A 19,910-nucleotide genomic window follows, 5' to 3' on the forward strand; every position below is an offset into this window, starting at 1 on the left:
TTTACAAAAATTAGATAGAAAGTTTATGCCGAATCAAAAAATACTGTACATTACTACAGAGATGTATCCATACCAGGAAGATACAAATATGGCCGCTGTGGTAAACAAAATGGCGCTTAAGATGCACAATGAGGGCAATGATGTAAGAGTTTTTATGCCAAGATTTGGACAAATAAGTGAGAGGAAATTCCAGCTTCATGAGGTGATCCGTCTTTCAGGGATGAATATTATTATCAATGACCTGGATCAGCCACTTATCATTAAAGTAGCGTCTCTTCCGGGGGAAAGACTTCAGGTTTACTTTATAGACAATGAAGAATACTTCAAAAGAAAACAATATTATTTCGATGACGAAGGAAACCCTTTCGATGATAACGACGAAAGAGCTATTTTCTTTGCAAGAGGAGTAATTGAAACCATCAAGAAACTGAACTGGGTACCGGATGTTATTCATTTAAATGGATGGATGTCTTCATTTGTTCCAATTTATCTTAAAACTTACTACGAATCAGATACTTATTTCAAGGATGCGAAAATTGTTCTTTCTCTATATAATGAGAAAGAAGCGGAACTTGATAAAAAGATCGATGAAAAGCTGAAGTTTGATAATATTTCAGGATTAAAAGCGTTAGATAACCCAACGATCAAAAGTTTTGTTATCGAAAGTATGAACTATGTGGATACTGTTGTGAAAGGAGATGAATTCCTTGATGAAGACCTTGATAAGGCTTTCAATGAAACAGCGACTCAAAAGTCGGAGTATCTTGACGTAGATTCTATAAATCAACTTTATTAAAAACACATTTTTAATGACTCATACTCTTAAAAGGACTTTCGCCATGCTTCTTTTGGCGGTTTTCGGAAGTGCAATTCTTTATAACTGTGAACCAGACCCGGATTCTCTTGGTCAGCAGCTCTTTGATAAAGACGCAGCAGTTGGTAACGAAAATTTATATAGTGTTATTGCCTACAATATCAATAACAATGACTCTATCAAAAGTGATGCAACAAGACTTTTTGCTACAGGAGGAGCTTCTGTGGCTGTTTTGGGAGCATTTAAAGACGATCAGTTCGGAATGCAGAAAGCATCTTATGCTACTCAGTTGAGAATGCCAAGCAGCTTTGATTTTGGAGATAAACCAGTAGTAGATTCTGTTGTATTAGTGGTAAGAACACCAGCCAATACTGCTGATGATACTTATTATTTCACAGATAAAGTAATAGCACCTGGTGCTTATGAAAAAAGTGATTTTCCTGTTGGTAATGATAAAGTGGCTGTTTCAATAGAGAAAAAAACATATCCGGTTCGTAAATACGGTAAGACTGATGGCGATTTTAAGTCTATGAAAATTAATGTACACGAAGTTACTGATTTCATAGATGCAAGTAAAAAAGAGTTCACTTACTCTAATGGAAAAGTAAATATAAATACAGACAAATTGCTTGGATCAGCCATATTTGATGGATATGTAAGTACTGTAACAGTTACTAAAAAATCAGATAATTTGAATGTTTTTGATGGTAAATTAGGTTTTAGAATAAATTTGGATAAAACTTTCTTCCAGACAAATATACTTGATCTAAAAGGAGATCCTAAGCTTCAGGATGCTGCTAACTTTACAAGACATTTCAAAGGAATTCAACTTTCTGTTGAAAATACTGACGGTTATCTATTCCAGTTTGCTCCTAATGATATGGAAGTTATCATGTACTATAAATCTGATAGAACAGCTAATGGTACTGTAACGAGATCACAATCTGTACTTAATTTTGATTTGGGAAGCCTTAATGCTCATGTTGGAAAGTATGAATATGCAAGAGGAGGTTACCCTGCTGACGATGCAGTAAAAAATGCAGATACAAAAAATGGTGATGCATCTCTTTTTGTTCAGGGAATGGGAGGAGCTTCTATTGGATTGAAAATTGAAAAATCTACAATTGAAGATTTAAAAAAAGCATTTAATGATAAAAAAGCAGGGATTGTAGGTGCTAAAATTAGAGTATTTGTAGATAAGAATAAAACATTTAATAATGCTGAGTCTGTAACGGCAGACCGTAAGTTTACACTTCTACCGGATGTTGATGCTAAGGGAAAACCTGTCTTTACATCGGATTTATTGAAAGGATTCCCTATGTATACTTACGGCAAGGCAACGATAGAAAATGTTGAATATGAATATTATGACTTCGTAGTCACACAAACCCTTAAGGATATTGTTGAAAAGCCTGAGGTATTAGCTGCGGATAAAATGCTGTATCTTAATTTAGGCGCATTTGTGAAGAGCACTAATGGAGGTGTTTATGGTCCAAATTATACAACCAGAGCTACTGATATGAACAGAGTTGTTCTGTTTGGAGTTAAAAGCACTCCTATCGATCCTAAAAAGCCGGATGAGAGAGTTCAGCTTAGGGTTACTTATTCAACAGCTAAACAATAAATAAAACACAATAAACACAAGATAAAATAAATATGTGCGGAATAGTAGGATATACAGGTTTTCAGGATGCTTATGAGATCGTAATTAATGGTCTTAGAAGACTGGAATACAGAGGGTATGATAGTGCCGGAATTGTTTTAGAAGGTTCAAACAACAAGCTTGAAGTAGAAAAAACAAAAGGTAAAGTGGAGGATTTGGTGAATATTTCCAAGCAATTAAAAGGAACAGCCAAAATTGGTATGGGACACACCCGTTGGGCTACCCATGGAGTTCCTAGCGACAGAAATTCTCACCCGCATTTGTCAAATAACGGAAAAATAGCACTAGTACACAATGGTATTATTGAAAATTATGATACCATTAAAACGATGCTTACAGAAAAAGGATTTACTTTCAAGTCTGAAACAGATACTGAAGTATTGGTGAACCTTATTCAATATTTCATGGATCTTAATCCTGAAATTGATTTCCCGGCAGCTGTGAGATATGCTTTAAATGAAGTATATGGAGCATATGCTATCACAGTGCTTCATGAAGACTATCCTGGAGTATTGGTAGTGGGAAGATTAGGATCTCCTTTAGCTATCGGATTGGGTGATAAAGAATATTTCATTGCTTCTGATGCTTCTCCTTTCGTAGAATTTACAAAAGAGGCTATTTACCTTGAAGAAGGGCATATGGCTACCATTTCTCTTGAAAATGGAGTAGATATCAGAACAATTAATGACAATTCTAAAATTGAGCCTGAAATTCAAGAACTTAAATTAAGCTTAGAGCAGATTGAAAAAGGCGGATATGAGCACTTCATGCTGAAAGAGATCTTTGAACAGCCTAAATCTATTCATGATACAATGAGAGGAAGACTTATTGTAGATGAAGGAGTGATTAAGATGGCAGGGATCTGGGACCATGTGGAAAAGTTCAAAAATGCTAATAGAATTATTATCATTGCTTGTGGTACTTCATGGCACGCAGGTCTTATTGGAGAGTATCTTATCGAAGAATATGCAAGAATTCCGGTAGAGGTAGAATATGCTTCTGAATTCAGATATAGAAACCCTATTATTACTGATAAAGATGTTGTAATTGCTATCTCTCAATCAGGAGAAACTGCAGATACAATGGCAGCTTTAAAACTTGCAAAAGAAAAAGGTGCATTTATATATGGTATCTGTAACGTAGTAGATTCATCTATTGCAAGAATTACAGATGCTGGTTCATATACCCACGCTGGTCCTGAAATTGGAGTAGCTTCTACAAAAGCATTCACAGCACAGTTAACTATTCTTACTTTAATTGCATTTAAATTAGGTAAGCACAATGGAAACTTAGGAAATGCTGAATTTATGAGCTTAATTGCAGAGCTTGATGCTATTCCTAAAAAGATTGAAGAAGTATTAAATACTACTCATGAGCTGACTCAAAATATTGCGAAAGATTTTGTGAAAGCTACTAATTTCCTTTACTTAGGAAGAGGATACAACTATCCTGCAGCCTTAGAAGGAGCATTAAAACTAAAAGAAATTTCTTATATCCATGCAGAAGGGTATCCGGCAGCGGAAATGAAGCATGGACCAATCGCTCTGATTGATGAGAATATGCCAATTGTTATTATAGCACCTAAAAAAGGACACTATGATAAAATTGTAAGTAATGTTCAGGAAATCAAAGCAAGAAAAGGAAAAATTATAGCTGTTGTTAACAAAGGTGACCGTCAGGTTAGCGAAATGGCAGACTATGTTATTGAAATTCCTGAAACCTCAGAATGTTTCTCTCCAATTGTGGCTTCAGTGCCATTACAATTGCTTGCTTATTACATAGCAGTATACAGAGGAGCGAACGTGGATCAGCCAAGAAATTTGGCAAAATCTGTAACTGTGGAATAAAAATTAGTTGTAAATAAAATAAATTTAGATTTCTTTCGTTATTTCAAAATAAATCTTAAAAGTTTCTTAAAAAAATTATATATTTACGGCTTAATTATAAAAATTAACATGAAAAGGATATTTCTTTTATTATTGTCTGCGTCGGTAGCATCGGTATCTTGTTCAGGTGGTGGCAGCTCTTCTGTAGGGAAGCCAGGAACAAAAGGAGAATTGATACCAAGAGAAAAAACTAAATCATTTGTTGCGGAAAGACCATACGGAATGGTTGCAATTCCTGCAGGTTCATTTGTTGCTGGTTTAGCAGACCAGGATCCAACAAATACACCTGAAAAAGCATCATTGAAGACAGTTACTGTTTCTTCTTTCTTCATGGATGAAGCAGAAACTACCAACTCAGAATACAGGGTATTTATCAACTATGTAAGAGATTCTATCGCAAGAACTCTACTTGCTGAAGCTGCCGGAGAAGGTGGCGACGAAGGCGGTCGTAGAGGAGCCAGCATAGGAGATTATGCATACCTTGCTAAAAAAGAAGAAAATTTAACACCTTATCAGGAATATATGGAAGGTCAGGGTGGTCGTGAAGACGGAACCTATGACGCAAGCAAGAGATTAGACTGGAAAATTCCTTTGCACTGGAGTACTTCAAAATATCCGGATGTAGAATACGCAGAAGTTCTGGAATCTATGTACTTGCCTGCTTCTTCAAGAATTGGAAACGAAAGAATTTTAGATGTAAGTAAGTTGAAGTATACGTACCGTTGGGGAGATATGGACGCTGCACTTGCAGATAACGAAAGAGGAGCCAATTACCTGAAAAGCCAAAGTATCGCGATTTATCCCGATACTACGGTTTGGGTAAAAGATTTCCACTTTGCTTACAATGAGCCATTGTTTGAACAGTATTTCTGGCACAAGGCTTACAAAAACTACCCTGTAGTGGGTGTAACCTGGGATCAGGCGAGAGCTTATTGTAACTTCAGATCTAAATTGAAAACTGATTATAACGAAAGTTTAAAAAGAAAAAAACAAAGACCATTGCAGTTCCGTCTTCCTACCGAAGTTGAATGGGAATATGCTGCAAGAGGAGGTATGCAAAATGCCACTTACCCTTGGGGAGGTCCATATTTAATGGATGACAGAGGTTGCTACTTAGCTAACTTCAAACCTAAGAGAGGTAATTATATGGAAGACGAGAAAAAAGGTACTTATACATATACAGCTCCGGTTAAGAAATTTAAGAAAAATGGGTTTGGGTTGTATGATATGGCTGGAAACGTTTCTGAGTGGACAGTATCTGCATTTAACAATTCTTCATACGGATTCTCTTCTACATTAAATCCTTCTACTAAAGATACAAAGGATACTAAAAAATCTGTAAGAGGTGGATCTTGGAAAGATATAGGATATGCGTTAATGACTGGGGCCAGAGATTGGGAAAGAAAAGATTCTGCTAGAAGCTATATCGGATTTAGAACTGTACAGGACATTCCTGAAGCAGCTGTTAAGCCAAGAAGAGTTAACAGATAACAAAACCAAAACAATTATTTTTCAATACAATTTTATTTAACATTAAAAAAACTAACTCAATATGTTTAAGACGAAAGATGCTTGGATGAATTTCTTCTATTCATTCGGTGCTGCAATTGTAATTCTTGGAGCTTGGCTTAAAATTACTCACATAACCCTGGGACCAATTAACGGTAATATTGCTCTTACTGTAGGGCTTATTACAGAGGCGATTATCTTTATCATCTTTGCATTTGACCCTCCAAAAACTGAAGAGTCTTATGCTTGGGAAAATGTTTATCCTGAACTATTAGATAAACATGCTAACCCAAATCCATTACACTCAAATGTAACCACTAGAAATACAGGTAACCAATTTGCTGAACTTGAAAATTCTCTTTCTACTAAATTGGATAAAATGCTTGAAGATGCAAGATTAGATGTTCAATTATTTGAAAGACTAAGAACTGGAATTGACAAGTTTTCAAGTTCTGTAGATCAAATCAACCAAACTGTTGACGTTTCTGCTTCTACTCATAAATATAATGATCAGTTGAACAAGGCTGCTCAGCATATGGAAAGTATGAATGCATTATATGCAATGCAGTTGGAAAGCGGTAAGAAACAGGCAGAATTTGCTACTAAATATGTTTCTGACATGCAGAAATCTGTTGAACATTCTGAAAAATTCAATCAAGAGCTACAAGGTTTAACATCTAATCTTAATAACTTAAATAGAGTTTATGGTGGTATGCTAACTGCTATGAAGTCTTAATTCCTAACCATTTCTGAACTTAAACTATTTAATCAAAAAACAAAGAAAAGAGAATGGCACAAGGAAAACAGACCCCTCGTCAGAAGATGATCAACCTGATGTATCTGGTGTTCATCGCGATGATGGCCCTAAACATTGATGCAGAAATCATCAGATCATATTATGATTCAACAATAGCCTTAAACGAAACAAGACGTTTAACGGAAAATAAAAACGAAAAGATTTTTGAAAAAACACTGGAAGCTAAAGCTCAACAGGTTCCGGATACTTATGCAAAACCTTGGGAAGATTATAAAACCTTAAAATCCAAGATTGATGCATTGGTGAAACATGCTCAGGAGATCAAAGATCTGTTAAAAAAACAATCTGAGTTTCATGATAAAGATCCTAAAACCGGAAAAGAGATTGATGTAAGTGAAAACTTCGCTGCGCTAAACAACAACGAAGCAACTACTGAATATTTCTTTAAAGAAGGAGACGAAAATTCACCATCAAAAAATGCTTTAGATTTAAAAGGTAAAATTGATGATGTAAGAAATTATATTAATACTACTTTTGGTAAGAACCCTCAGCTAGTTGATTTAGTTGAGAGAGCTAACAGGTCTCTTATTGCAGAATACCCTAAAGGAAAATCTCCAAATGAGAAAACTTGGTTCCAAAATAAATTTTATCATCAGCCACTCATTGCTGCTATATCTAATTTGGAAATTATCCAAAATGATGCCAGAAATGTACAGTCTGATGCATTAGCTTTAATGCTTCAGGAAAAAGTAGATGCGAGTATCAAATTTACAAGCTATGAGCCTATTGTTTCCGGACCTACAGATATTCAGGCAGGTAAGCAGGCTGAAGTAAAAGTAATGTTGGGTACTTATTCTAACAGTAATAAGATCAGCATTTCCGGAGTAAGCAAGCAGGAAAATGGTAAAGGTATTATTCCTATTTCAGGAGCAGGTATCGGAGAACATAAATTATCTGGTACAATCACATTAACGGATGCTTCAGGTAAGCCACAATCTTTCCCTTGGACGCATACTTATAATGTAATTGCAGGACCTAGAGAAGTAAAACTTGAAAAAGGATTATTACTTTCTGCTGATAAGATGAATGTAATGTATAGAGGATTGGAGAACCCTGTATCTGGATCTATCTTAGGTGCAGACAACTCTAAACTTTCATTATCAGCTCCGGGAGCTACTGTAAGAAATACAGGACCTGGTAAATGGATTGTAAAACCTTCAACAGGGACTACAGTGAAAATTACATTATCTGGAATTGATCCTTACGGAAAAACAGTATCTCAGGTATTTGAATATAGAATTAAGAATGTTCCGCCACCACAAGGGCAGATGAGAGGACAGAATGTATTGTCGATGCCGGCAACTTCTATTCCTAACCAATCTGTACAGGCTGCTATTCCTGATTTCGACTTCCCTGTTTCGTTTAACGTAACACAGTTCATGGTAAGAGTACCTGGTAGAGCAGCACTATTGATCCACGGAAATACATTAAGTGAAGCAGCAGGATTAATCAAGAATCTGAGAGCAGGAGATGTAGTATCTATCTTCGATATCAAAGCAACAGCTCAAGGATTGGAAGGTCAACAGATTAAAAACATTACTCCTATAATTATTAATGTTCAATAGGACTAAAATTGTAATTTATTATGAAAAAATATATTAGCACCCTTTTAGTATTAGTTTCGGGATTTGCATTTTCCCAGACTATTCTGAACGCTTCTTCTCCAGAAGAATTCAGAAACATGAGAGCGGAGAACAAACAAAAAGTTGGTGATACTATTATTGATAAAACAGTAAAGCCTCTTGAATATGGATTTGTGGAAGACAAAGACATTCTTAAAAGTATGTTTGTTTGGGAAATCATTGATATGAATGATAAAATCAATCAGCCATTTTACTATGATAACCCTGATGGTCTTCTTTCTACACCAACAAGATCTCTATACCAGTTACTGTTAGATGCAGCTTTAAGTGGTAAAATTGAGCAGGTGTATGATGATGAAAACTTTACTTTAAAGCTTTCACCGGAAGGAATCCAGAAAAGATTGGAGAACGTTAGAATCAACGATGCAGCTATCGATATTCTAAACTCTGGAAGACAATTAACAGAACAGGAGAAAAAAGAATATACCGATGTATTTAAGACGACTACTGAGAAAGTAAAAGTTCTTAAAATTATGGGTATGTGGTTCGTAGATAAGAGAGACGGACAGATGAAATACAGACCTCTTGGTATTGCAGCAATGGGACCAGATCCAGCAGTACAGGGAGTTATAGGTCCAGATGGTAAGCCAATTGCAAGCAATGATGATCTTATCGACCTATTCTGGATTTTCTATCCGAATGCGAGAGATATCTTAGCAAACAATTATGTTTACAATAGAAAAAACTCTTCTGCAGATCTGTCTTTTGATGATATCATCAATGCAAGAAGATTCTCTTCTGTAATCTACAAATCTTCAAGCGGTTTAGGAGACGGTACTATTAAGGACTATATTCCTAAAGATGCTGATGATCAGTTAGAAGAAAGCGATAGAATCAAGTCGCAAATCCTTGAAATGGAAAATGATATGTGGAATTACTAAATTTCACTTGATATTTATAGAAAACCTGAGTATTTTTACTCAGGTTTTTTTATTATGAGAAATGTAGATTATATTATTGTAGGAGACGGATATGCAGGGCTTTTTTTAGCTCATCAGCTGATAAAGAATAATAAATCCTTTGTGATCTTTTCTGAGGGAAGAAAAAGTGCCTCACAGGTTTCAGCGGGGATTATCAACCCTGTAGTTCTTAAAAAGTTTACCACATTCTGGAAAGCTCAGGAGCAAATTGACTTTCTGAAGGACAGTTTAAAAGAAATAGAATCATATACTGGTGAAAACTATTTGATAGATGCCTCTATTCATAGAATCTTTCATGATGAAAATGAACAGAAACTTTGGCTTAAAAAATCTGGAAACGAAGAATTATCTAATTTTTTAGATGAAAAATTTGAGTCTTTAAATGTGGTAAAAAACGATTTTCTTGCAGGAAAGGTAAATCAGTCTGCCAGATTGAATGTTAATGGATTTTTCACTGGTTTATTCAATTATTTTGAAAAAAATGGATTTCTTATCAGTGAAAAGTTTGAATACGCCAAATTGAATCCATCAGAAACAACTTACAAAGATTTTAATTTCAAAAATATTATTTTCTGTGAAGGAATGGGAGTGAAAGACAATCCTTATTTTTCAGATATCACAGTAAATCCCAATAAAGGGCATCACATTAAAGTTGAACTTTCTCAACCTATTCCGGAAAATATAACCATTAAAAAGAAGCATTTCCTTTTCCCAACAGGAAATGGACTTTATTTCTACGGAGGAACTTATGATCGGGAACAGTTACACCATCATATTGATGATTCGGCTGTTAATCAGTTAGTAAATGGACTTTCAGAATTCTATCCTTATGATTTTGAAGTAAAAGAAGTGAATTTTGGATTCAGACCTACGGTAAAAGACCGAAGACCAATTATTGGAAGACATGAAACCTATAATAATTTATATGTTTTTAATGGACTTGGTGCAAGAGGGATTCTGAACGGGTGCTATTTTGCAAGAGACCTGTTCCGTTTTATGGAAGAAGGTATTCCATTGCATGAAGAAGTTTCATTGAATCGCTTTAAATCATAATCTGAAATGATAAATAAAAAAGACGTCCCTATACAAGGACGTCTTTTTATATTAAATCTAATTATTTTTTCTTATTCAAGAACAAATTTGGCTAAAGGAGCCATTCTTGCTTTATTCAATGTCAGCGTGTTTCCGTTAACAGAATAGTTGTCTGCAGCAAGGATTGCTTTTGTAAACTGATTTTCGATATCAAGATCCTCACAAGCCATCATGGTAGACATTCCCTGATTGAATTTGATTCTCATCACATCCTGCTTGATTTCAAAAGTACCACCCAATCCATTACATCCTGCATGACCTTCATATCTCATTCCCTCCATGTTAAGTTTGAAATAAGGATTGTTTTTTGTGTTCTTTAATTCAATCGGCTTACCGTTAAGCTCTGTTAATTTCCATTTTTTTCCTGTAATATCTGTTGTTGGTTTCTGTGCAGTCTGTGTTTGGCAAGAAACAAGAAATACAGCCAGGAAAAGAGCGGATAAATAGTAATACAAGCTTTTCATAAATTTTAAATTTTAATTTTACTTTTACTTTGTGTACATATGCTAATACGATGCCATTTTTGCAGGACCTGATTCTTTTTTTGCCTGTTTAAGATGGAAAAGCACCATATCTACATTCTTTTTTAAAAAAGTGATATTTCCTTTAATTTCAGAGTATTGATACTCTTCATTAGAGGCTGTATACTCTGGTAAAGCAGCACTTTTTTTAAGGTCATAAGTTTTACCGTTTAAATGTATCGTTGCTGTATTTTTAGAGCGGTTGATTGTAACTTCTATTTTTTCTCCATAGCTGTCAACATAAACATTTTTTGAAATGTCATCTGTATTTTCTGGAGTAGCAGCGGTAACGGTTTCTGCATCTTTTCCGGGGTGTTTACACGCTGTTGAGGAAAGAACTGCCAGTCCCAAAAGGACTGTTGTTAATAATTTTTTCATAATGATAAGTGATTTTAAAGTGTTTCATGAATTATGGTGTTAATACTATATAAAATTACAAATATTTTTAATAAATATATGTTAATTTTTCATAAACTAACAATATGTTTTTATTTGTCAACGTTTGTTTGATTTTTTTAAAACATTCTTCAGTGAAACAGAAACTGATTATTTATTGTAAGAAATTTGGGATTGAAGAGGTTGAAACTGGTTTTTTAACCGATTTATTATCAGTTGTATAGAGGGAAGGTTTTACGTTGTTCATTTGTTGTTTAAATTTTTTGCAAAAATAATTCAAAAAAGAGAGAATAACAATATGCTTATATTAATAATTCGAAATCATGATAAAGTTTAGTTTTCGCGTTACTATTTTTCAAAAATTATAAATCTGTTAACAAAAAATGTCTGAAAACAAGACTTAACTCAGCCAGAAAAGAGAGAATCAAGTGATAATATTGTATTGATAAAAACATCAGTTACTTGTAAATGTCTGTTTTTCATGATATTTAATATTTGATAAGTTTTTGAATTCAGGTTATTTAAAGAAGCGTTAAATTTTGTTAATCTATTATGATGATATAATAATCTAAGTGTACATTTGCGACTTCAAAATGAGAAACTTTATAGTATATTTTTTAACCGGTCTTTTTCTGCTATTTGTAGTAGAAAGTAGATTGAACGTTAAAACGCTGCGAAATGACTATTCCGGTCATGTTTCTCATCATCTTCCTAAAAGAGCTAATAAGCTGAATCAGACTTTTGAAAAACTATCTATTCAGCAGATGGCAGATTCCATAGACAGTTCAACTTTAGAGCTTACGGAAAATGACTTTCAGCTGTCTGATGTATTTCAGGCGATTGTTGTATTTGCCGGGGTTTTTAGCCTGATCTATATTTTCGGATTAAAAAGTAATAAACAGTTCAGACCGGATATTCACGGTTTTATTTGGGGGCTTACGGCCAAAAAGTTTATTCTGATCCGTTCCATAAGAATTTAAAATTTCATTTTTTTCAATACGTTTCTGCCTGATTTCAGGTGGGGATGCTCTGCGTTGTGTATGCTGGTAATCATCACATTGCGCTATTCTCTATTACCATTTATTTCTATCAAAACATTAACGATTTATAAAACTCTAGAATTATGATAAAAAGAGTTGCCTCAGGTATTGCACTTAGTGTCCTTTTACTGGCTGTAAGCTGCAATAAGAAAAAGAGGAAAAAGAAGAAGCAACCACTTATCCGGTAACATCTCCGGTAGTGATGGACACTGTAATTAATAAGGAATATGTAGCTCAGATTCAGTCTGTAAAAAACATTGAAGTAAGAGCACAGGAAAAAGGATTCCTTGAGAAAATTTTTGTGGATGAAGGGCAATATGTACAAGCAGGACAAACTCTGTTTCGTATTATGCCTAAACTGTATCAGGCAGAATTATTAAAAGCAAAAGCAGAAGTAGAACAGGCTTCTATTGAACTGAAAAATGCCAGCACATTAGCTGGAAACAATATCGTATCCAAAAACGAAAAAGCAATGGCTAAAGCGAAACTGGATGCAGCCAATGCTGAAATGAAACTGGCACAGATTCATTTGTCTTTTACAGATATTAAAGCTCCGTTTTCAGGAATTATCAACAGAATTCCTTTGAAATTAGGAAGCTTAGTAGATGAAGGTGATCTGTTGACATCCTTGTCAGACAATACAAGTATCTATACGTATTTCAATGTTTCTGAGCCGGAATATCTCAGTTACCAGACTCACGCAGCAGATAGAGGAAGCAATCAGGTATCTCTGATTACTGCCAATGGTGAAACTTATTCTCAAAAAGGAGAAATTCAGACTATTGAAGGAGAGTTTGATAATGAAACCGGAAATATTGCCTTCCGTGCCAAGTTTCCTAACCCAGATAAGCTTTTGAGAAACGGAGAAACCGGAAAAGTACAGATGACGATGCCAGTTCACAATGCGCTCATTATTCCTCAGAAGGCTACGTATGAAATTCAGGATCAGAAGTATGTATTTGTTATCGATAAAAACGGTACTGCGAAATCCAGAAATATTAAAATTGCTTACGAACTTCCTGACTTATATGTGGTAGCTTCCGGAATTTCAAAAGGAGATCAGATTCTTTTGGAAGGTGTTCAGAAGGTGAAGGATGACCAAAAAGTGAAAACAAAATTCCAGGATCCTAGAAAAGTCCTTCAGTCATTGAAATTAAAAGCAGAGTAGTGGTCTCTAAAGTGAAGTAGTATGTTTAAGAAATTCATCCGCAGACCCGTTCTGTCTATTGTAATCTCATTGATTATTGTGTTTATGGGGATTCTGTCATTGGTAAAACTTCCGGTGACTCAGTTTCCCTCTATTTCTCCGCCTAAAGTAAATATTACCGCAGAATATCCCGGAGCCAACAACGAACTATTGATTAAATCTGTTGTTATTCCTCTGGAAAGAGGGCTAAATGGGGTTCCTGGTATGAAATATATGACCTCGGATGCCGGAAACGATGGAGAAGCCTCTATTCAGGTGGTATTTGACCTAGGAACTGACCCTAACGTTGCAGCGGTAAACGTTCAAAACCGTGTATCTTCTGTAGTTAATAAATTACCACCTCTGGTAGTTCGTGAAGGGGTTAAAATTACCCGTGAAGAACCCAATATGTTGATGTACATTAACCTGTACAGTGATGATCCGAAAGCCGATCAGAAGTTCCTTTTCAATTATGCAGATATCAACGTAATGTCTGAATTGAGAAGGGTAAGTGGAGTTGGTTTTGCTGATATTTTGGGAACACGTGAATATGCAATGCGTATCTGGCTTAAACCGGATAGGTTAACAGCGTATAACATTTCAGCAGATGAAGTGATGGAATCTCTGAATGATCAGAGTTTGGAAGCGTCTCCGGGAAAAACCGGAGAAAGCTCAGGAAAACGTTCTCAGTCATTTGAATATGTATTGAAATATCCGGGTCGTTTTAATAATGAAAAAGATTATGGAAATATCATCCTAAGAGCCAAACCGGATGGTGAATCAATACGATTGAAAGATGTTGCAGATATTGAGTTCGGAAGTTCAATGTATGATATTTATTCCACATTGAACGGAAAGCCTTCTGCAGCAATTACCGTGAAACAGTCTTATGGATCTAATGCAAGTGATGTTATTAAGAATGTAAAAGCATTAATGGCTGATCTTGAAAAAAATAACTTCCCGAAAGGAATGCATTATGATATCAGTTATGACGTTTCCAGATTCCTGGATGCTTCAATGGAAAAAGTAATTCATACCTTATTTGAAGCCTTTATACTGGTAGCTATCGTGGTATTCCTTTTCCTTGGAGATTGGCGTTCAACTTTAATTCCTGCATTAGCGGTTCCGGTTTCATTGGTAGGAACCTTTGCTGTGATGTCAGCATTTGGAATTACCTTGAATATGATCTCGCTTTTTGCCTTGGTAATGGCTATTGGGGTTGTGGTAGATGATGCTATTGTAGTTATTGAAGCCGTCCATGCCAAGATGGAAGAGAAGAACCTTTCCCCTTTGAAAGCTACGGAAGAAGCAATGCATGAGATCAGCGGTGCAATTATCGCAATTACTCTGGTAATGGCTTCTGTATTTATTCCGATTGCGTTTATGTCCGGACCGGTTGGTGTATTTTACCGTCAGTTCTCGATTACGATGGCATCGTCCATTATTCTATCGGGGGTTGTGGCTTTAACCTTAACACCGGCATTATGTGCTTTAATCCTGAAAAACAACCACGGAAAAGCTAAAAAGAGAACACCAATTACGATTTTCCTTGATAAATTCAATAACCTGTTTACAAAAGGTGCTGGGAAATATGAAGGGATGCTGAAGAAGACAGTTACCAAAAAAGGAATTACATTACCATTATTATTAGCATTCTGTGCCTGTACATTCTTCCTGAGTAACTCACTTCCTTCAGGATTTATTCCGGCTGAAGACCAAGGGATGATTTATGCAATTATTCAGACTCCGCCAGGATCTACTTTGGAAAGAACGAATCAGATTGCCAAAGAATTATTGAGGGAATCTGAAGATGTTGATGGGGTAAAATCTGTTTCTTCATTGGCTGGTTATGAGATTTTAACAGAGGGAACCGGATCCAACTCAGGAACCTGTTTGATCAACCTTAAAAGTTGGGATGAACGTAAAGAGTCTGCGGCTGAAATTATTGAAAAGCTGGAAGAAAAAGCCAAGAATATTCCGGGAGCCAATATTGAATTCTTCCAACCGCCATCTATTCCAGGGTATGGAGCGGCAGGAGGTTTTGAGCTTCGTCTGCTGGATAAAGCGGGAAGCGGTGATTATCATAAAATGGAGCAGGTGAGTAATGATTTTGTGAAGGAACTGAAAAAGCGTCCGGAACTTGGGTCTGCATTTACGTTCTACTCTGCCAGTTTCCCTCAGTATATGCTTCGTGTGGATAATGATCTTGCAGAACAGAAGGGCGTTACCATTGCAAAAGCTATGGATAATCTGTCAACCCTTATCGGTTCAAACTATGAAACCAGTTTTATCCGTTTCGACAGGCCTTATAAGGTGATTGTTCAGGCAGGACCTCAATACCGTGCATTGCCAACAGATCTTTTAAAACTGTATGTAAAGAATGATAAAGATCAGATGGTGCCTTATTCAGACTTTATGCATCTTGAAAAAGTATACGGATTGTCTGAGATTACAAGACATAATATGTATAACTCAGCAGAGGTAAGTGGAACTCCGGCACCGGGATACAGTAGTGGACAGGCGATTAAAGCGATTCAGGAAGTGGCGGATAAAACACTTCCGAGAGGTTTTGGTATTGACTGGGCGGGGATTTCCAAAGATGAAGTAAGCCGTGGAAATGAAGCGGTATTTATCTTCCTGGTATGTCTTGGATTTGTGTATCTGATTCTTTCTGCACAGTATGAAAGTTTTATTCTTCCTTTACCGGTGATCTTATCTCTTCCTACAGGTATTTTCGGAGCTTTTTTATGCCTGAAATTATTAGGATTGGAAAACAATATCTACGCTCAGGTAGCTATGGTAATGCTTATTGGGCTTTTAGGTAAGAATGCTGTATTGATTGTTGAATTTGCTGTACAGAAGAAAGCGGAAGAAGGAATTCCGGTAGCAAAAGCTGCCATTGAAGGAGCTGCTATTCGTTTCCGTCCGATTCTGATGACATCATTTGCTTTTGTTGCGGGATTAATTCCGTTAGTAGTGGCAACAGGCCCCGGAGCAATAGGAAACCGTACAATTGGAACTGCAGCAGCCGGGGGTATGTTAATTGGAACTGTTTTCGGACTGATGATTATTCCAGGATTATATTACATCTTCGGAACCATTGCTGAAAAATCCAGGCTGGCAAGATATGAAGAAGAAAATCCTTTAACAGAACAAACTGAACCTTATGAACACGATGGAAAATTCGAAGACTAAAAATATCATAACAGCCATTGCCTTATCTCTTGTTTTAGCAAGTTGTAAGGCTCCAATGGCGACCGTCATAAAAGACGAGGTAAAAACAAATATACCTCAGAACTTCAATCAGGAAGAACCACAGGATGCAAATAATAACAGTGGAACTACTCCGTGGAGACAGTTTTTTACTGATCCAAATCTGGTAAGCCTTATTGAAACAGCCTTAAAGAATAACCAGGAGCTTATGATTACGCTTCAGGAAATTGAAATTGCCAAAAGTGGGGTTTTAGCAAAAAAGGGTAGGCTTACTCCAACGGTTTCTGCCGGAATAGGAGCCGGATTAAAAAAAGCTGGCCGTTATACAAGTGAAGGAGCCGGAGATGCTACCACAGAAATAGAACCGGGAAGAGAAATGCCAGATCCCCTTGGAAATTTTGAAGGAGGTTTAATGGCTAACTGGGAAATTGATATCTGGAAAAAATTAAGAACAGAAAAAGAGTCTGCAGTGGCTCATTATCTTTCTACAGTAGAAGGGAAAAACTTTGTTCTTTCTAATCTTATTGAGGAAGTTGCAGATAATTACTATGAATTATTAGCTCTTGATAATCAATTGGATATTATTCAACAATATATCAAACTTCAGCAAAGGGCATTGGAAGTTTCCAAAATTCAGAAAGAGGCAGCTGCTGCAACAGAATTGGCGGTAAAGAAATTTGAAGCAGAATTAGCAAAATCTAAAGCTTCAGAATATACCATTCGCCAACAGATTACGGAAAAGGAAAACGAGATTAATGCTCTGTTAGGAAGGTATCCACAGCCGATTGTTAGAACAAAGGAAAACTTTATGTCAACTATTCCGCCAACGGTTTATACGGGAATTCCTTCACAATTGCTGGCTAATCGTCCTGATATTAAGCAGGCAGAATTGGAATTAAAGGCTTCAAAGCTTGATGTAGAGGCAGCAAGAAAAGAGTTTTATCCATCATTGGAAATTTCTGCAACCTTAGGATTGGAAGCATTTAAGCCTTCTTATCTGGTAAAAATGCCGGAATCTATTGCATATAACCTTGTAGGTGAGCTGGCGGGTCCATTGATTAATAAAAGCGCTATCAAGGCTAACTTTCAGACAGCAGATGCTAAACAGGTACAGGCATTATATGAATATGATAAAACTATTTTAAATGCTTATCTGGACGTAGCCAATCTGATGTCGAAGATTAAAAATATAGACCAGTATTATCAGTTGAAATCTCAGGAAACAAAAGCCCTGGATCAGTCTATTGATATTGCGAACCAGTTGTTCAGGAATTCCAGAGCAGATTATCTTGAGGTTCTTCTGAATCAAAGAGATGCTTTGGATGCTAAAATGGAACTTATAGAAGCGAAACAAAAACAGTTAAGTACCGTAGTGGATATCTATAAAAGCCTGGGTGGTGGCTGGAAATAAAGAAACATCATAATTCAATCAGTAAACAGTTAATGTTTTGAGGGTTGGCTCTTCGGGGCTGGCCCTTTTTTGTTTTTGTTACGACAGCTTCTGTCGCAATGCTGTATTAGCTTTGTAGAAGATAATGTGAGGTGATAAAAATGTAATAAGATATCCTCATGATTAGAAATATTTTATATTAAATCGCATTCATGTGATTTGTGTGAACTAAAAAAAGTTAAATTTGTACCAATTTAAAAAGCTAATCATTAAACTCAAAAATAACACGGGAATGAAAAAGATTTATCTCAGTGCATGTACTGTATGCACCATTCTTGGGCTGTCAGCTCAGGAAGTTCTCTGGCAAAAAGATATCAAATCCTCAACTCAGGATTTTCTAAGTCAGGTCACTACAACAATAGATCAGCAGTATTTGATCACAGGAAGCTCAATACAGAGTGACAAACTCCAACAGGGAAGCAGACAGAATAACGGTTACGATTTCCACCTGGTTAAACTGAACCAACAGGGAGAAGAATCCTGGGAAAAATATTTCTCAGGCAATAACCATGATTATCTCTCTGCTACAGTATCTACTCAGGATGGAGGATTTCTCTTGGCGGGAACATCGTATTCCGGAAAAGGATTGGATAAGAAAGACGATTCCAAAGGCGGATCAGATATCTGGCTGATCAGAATTAATGAATTTGGAGATGAGCTATGGCAGAAAACCTTAGGAACAAGTTCCGATGAAGAAGCAAGAGCAGTGATTCAGACTACCGATCTGGGCTTTTTTGTAGCCGGAAATGTACAGAACTCATCCAAAGGTTATGGTTCCAAAGATGTATGGATCACCAGACTCGACAAAGATGGAAAAGAACTCTCACAACTTGTCTTAGGGGGAAAAGGGTTGGATGAAGTGGAGAAAATGATTCCAACAAAGGATGGTGGAGCCCTATTGGGAATTTACTCAAGGAGTTCCGAGGTTCGTGTTTCGGGATCAGGTGATACTCCCCGTGGAAGCACATCATCTTCCGAATCTCGTACCTCGCATCCCGTATCCCGCACCGCAAAATCCACAGAAAATTTCGGTGAAGGAGACTACTGGATCATCAAACTGGATAAAACCGGGAAAGTAGAATGGGAAAAGAACTTTGGGGGGAAAGGAGACGATCATATCAGAACCTTGGCTTTAACTTCAAACGGTTACATAATCGGTGGCGAATCCCGTTCCGAAAGATCCGGTAACAAAACGGTAGGGATTGAAGAAGGAACAGACCTATGGCTGATTTCTTTAAATGAAAGAGGAGATGAACAGTGGCAAAAGTCTTATAATTTCAAGAATCGTGATATTCTGATGGGAGCAAGCGTGATTCATTCTGCAGATGGCAAATCCTCAAAAGGAATTTTATTAGGTGGTTACACTCAGGCCGAAGGAAGAATAGAAAAAGATGATGAAACTTTCTGGATGCTGTATTTAGATGGCAACGGAAATGAACAGTGGCGAAAGCATGTAGTAGGAGAATCCCGACAAAAAGAAGAACGGCTTTCAGATGTAAAATTAAATAAAGACGGTTCTATTGTTCTAGCCGGAACGAGTGCTAAAGAATTAGGCAAGGAGAACTGGAAGATTGTAAAGCTGGGAGATAAGCAGGTGAATGATCTGATAGAAAAATATGACATCAAGATCTATCCAAACCCAGTTTCAGACTATGCTTACGTAGAAATTGGCTATGATTTCAAAGAAGCTGATATTATGCTGTATGATATGAGCGGAAGACAGCTTCAGAACTTTAAAACGAAGAATAGAGTGACTAAAA

The 19,910-nt window shown here is 36.4% G+C and carries 14 protein-coding genes and 1 pseudogene; 13 read left to right on the plus strand and 2 right to left on the minus strand.

Features of this window, described 5'->3' with window-relative positions:
• Positions 1 to 25: 25 nt before the first annotated feature.
• The 8 genes from BOQ64_RS22045 (at position 26) to BOQ64_RS22080 (ending at position 10,305) form a co-directional block, all read left to right on the plus strand.
• Positions 26 to 796, plus strand: coding sequence for a glycogen/starch synthase (locus BOQ64_RS22045; RefSeq protein ID WP_068939743.1), 771 nt, complete (start codon positions 26 to 28; stop codon positions 794 to 796).
• Positions 797 to 809: 13 nt separating this feature from the next.
• Positions 810 to 2,438, plus strand: coding sequence for a DUF4270 family protein (locus BOQ64_RS22050; RefSeq protein WP_129059861.1), 1,629 nt, complete (start codon positions 810 to 812; stop codon positions 2,436 to 2,438).
• Between the two features lie 32 nt (positions 2,439 to 2,470).
• Positions 2,471 to 4,324, plus strand: coding sequence for a glutamine--fructose-6-phosphate transaminase (isomerizing) (gene glmS, locus BOQ64_RS22055; RefSeq protein WP_129058771.1), 1,854 nt, complete (start codon positions 2,471 to 2,473; stop codon positions 4,322 to 4,324).
• A gap of 108 nt (positions 4,325 to 4,432) precedes the next feature.
• Positions 4,433 to 5,854 carry a gliding motility lipoprotein GldK gene (gene gldK / locus BOQ64_RS22060; RefSeq protein ID WP_129058772.1) on the plus strand — a complete coding sequence of 474 codons (1,422 nt, stop codon included), beginning with the start codon at positions 4,433 to 4,435 and terminating at the stop codon, positions 5,852 to 5,854.
• 61 nt (positions 5,855 to 5,915) lie between these two features.
• The gene (gldL, locus tag BOQ64_RS22065) at positions 5,916 to 6,608 is read left to right on the plus strand and encodes a gliding motility protein GldL (RefSeq protein ID WP_065396532.1); all 693 of its coding nucleotides are present in this window, start codon (positions 5,916 to 5,918) and stop codon (positions 6,606 to 6,608) included.
• A gap of 53 nt (positions 6,609 to 6,661) precedes the next feature.
• The gene (locus BOQ64_RS22070) at positions 6,662 to 8,254 is read left to right on the plus strand and encodes a GldM family protein (protein WP_129058773.1); all 1,593 of its coding nucleotides are present in this window, start codon (positions 6,662 to 6,664) and stop codon (positions 8,252 to 8,254) included.
• Positions 8,255 to 8,274: 20 nt separating this feature from the next.
• Positions 8,275 to 9,213, plus strand: coding sequence for a gliding motility protein GldN (gene gldN, locus BOQ64_RS22075; protein ID WP_129058774.1), 939 nt, complete (start codon positions 8,275 to 8,277; stop codon positions 9,211 to 9,213).
• 54 nt (positions 9,214 to 9,267) lie between these two features.
• Positions 9,268 to 10,305, plus strand: a complete 1,038-nt coding sequence (locus BOQ64_RS22080) for an NAD(P)/FAD-dependent oxidoreductase (RefSeq protein WP_129058775.1) — start codon at positions 9,268 to 9,270, stop codon at positions 10,303 to 10,305.
• A gap of 71 nt (positions 10,306 to 10,376) precedes the next feature.
• On the opposite strand, the gene BOQ64_RS22085 is transcribed toward BOQ64_RS22080, so the two are convergent.
• Together BOQ64_RS22085 and BOQ64_RS22090 are read right to left on the minus strand one after the other, a co-directional pair.
• A complete protein-coding gene (locus BOQ64_RS22085; RefSeq protein ID WP_129058776.1) occupies positions 10,377 to 10,808 on the minus strand; it encodes an META domain-containing protein in 432 nt (143 codons plus the stop codon).
• A gap of 42 nt (positions 10,809 to 10,850) precedes the next feature.
• Entirely contained in the window at positions 10,851 to 11,243 is a 393-nt protein-coding gene (locus BOQ64_RS22090; protein WP_129058777.1) for a hypothetical protein, read from the minus strand.
• A gap of 611 nt (positions 11,244 to 11,854) precedes the next feature.
• On the opposite strand from BOQ64_RS22090, the gene BOQ64_RS22095 reads away from it, so the two are divergent.
• The 5 genes and pseudogenes from BOQ64_RS22095 to BOQ64_RS22115 form a co-directional block, all read left to right on the plus strand.
• A complete protein-coding gene (locus BOQ64_RS22095; protein WP_129058778.1) occupies positions 11,855 to 12,241 on the plus strand; it encodes a hypothetical protein in 387 nt (128 codons plus the stop codon).
• 146 nt (positions 12,242 to 12,387) lie between these two features.
• Positions 12,388 to 13,469: pseudogene (locus tag BOQ64_RS22100) on the plus strand (efflux RND transporter periplasmic adaptor subunit).
• A 21-nt stretch (positions 13,470 to 13,490) separates the two neighbouring features.
• On the plus strand, positions 13,491 to 16,682 hold the full coding sequence (locus BOQ64_RS22105; RefSeq protein WP_129058780.1) for an efflux RND transporter permease subunit: 3,192 nt from the start codon (positions 13,491 to 13,493) through the stop codon (positions 16,680 to 16,682).
• Entirely contained in the window at positions 16,654 to 18,111 is a 1,458-nt protein-coding gene (locus tag BOQ64_RS22110) for a TolC family protein (protein WP_129058781.1), read from the plus strand. The genes BOQ64_RS22105 and BOQ64_RS22110 overlap by 29 nt, the downstream gene beginning before the upstream one ends.
• Before the next feature lie 271 nt (positions 18,112 to 18,382).
• Positions 18,383 to 19,910 (plus strand): T9SS type A sorting domain-containing protein (locus BOQ64_RS22115; protein ID WP_164975866.1); only part of this gene is annotated, 1,528 nt, incomplete at its 3' end.

The sequence above is a fragment of the Chryseobacterium sp. CH25 genome (assembly GCF_004119455.1).
In the GTDB taxonomy this organism is placed as follows: domain Bacteria; phylum Bacteroidota; class Bacteroidia; order Flavobacteriales; family Weeksellaceae; genus Chryseobacterium.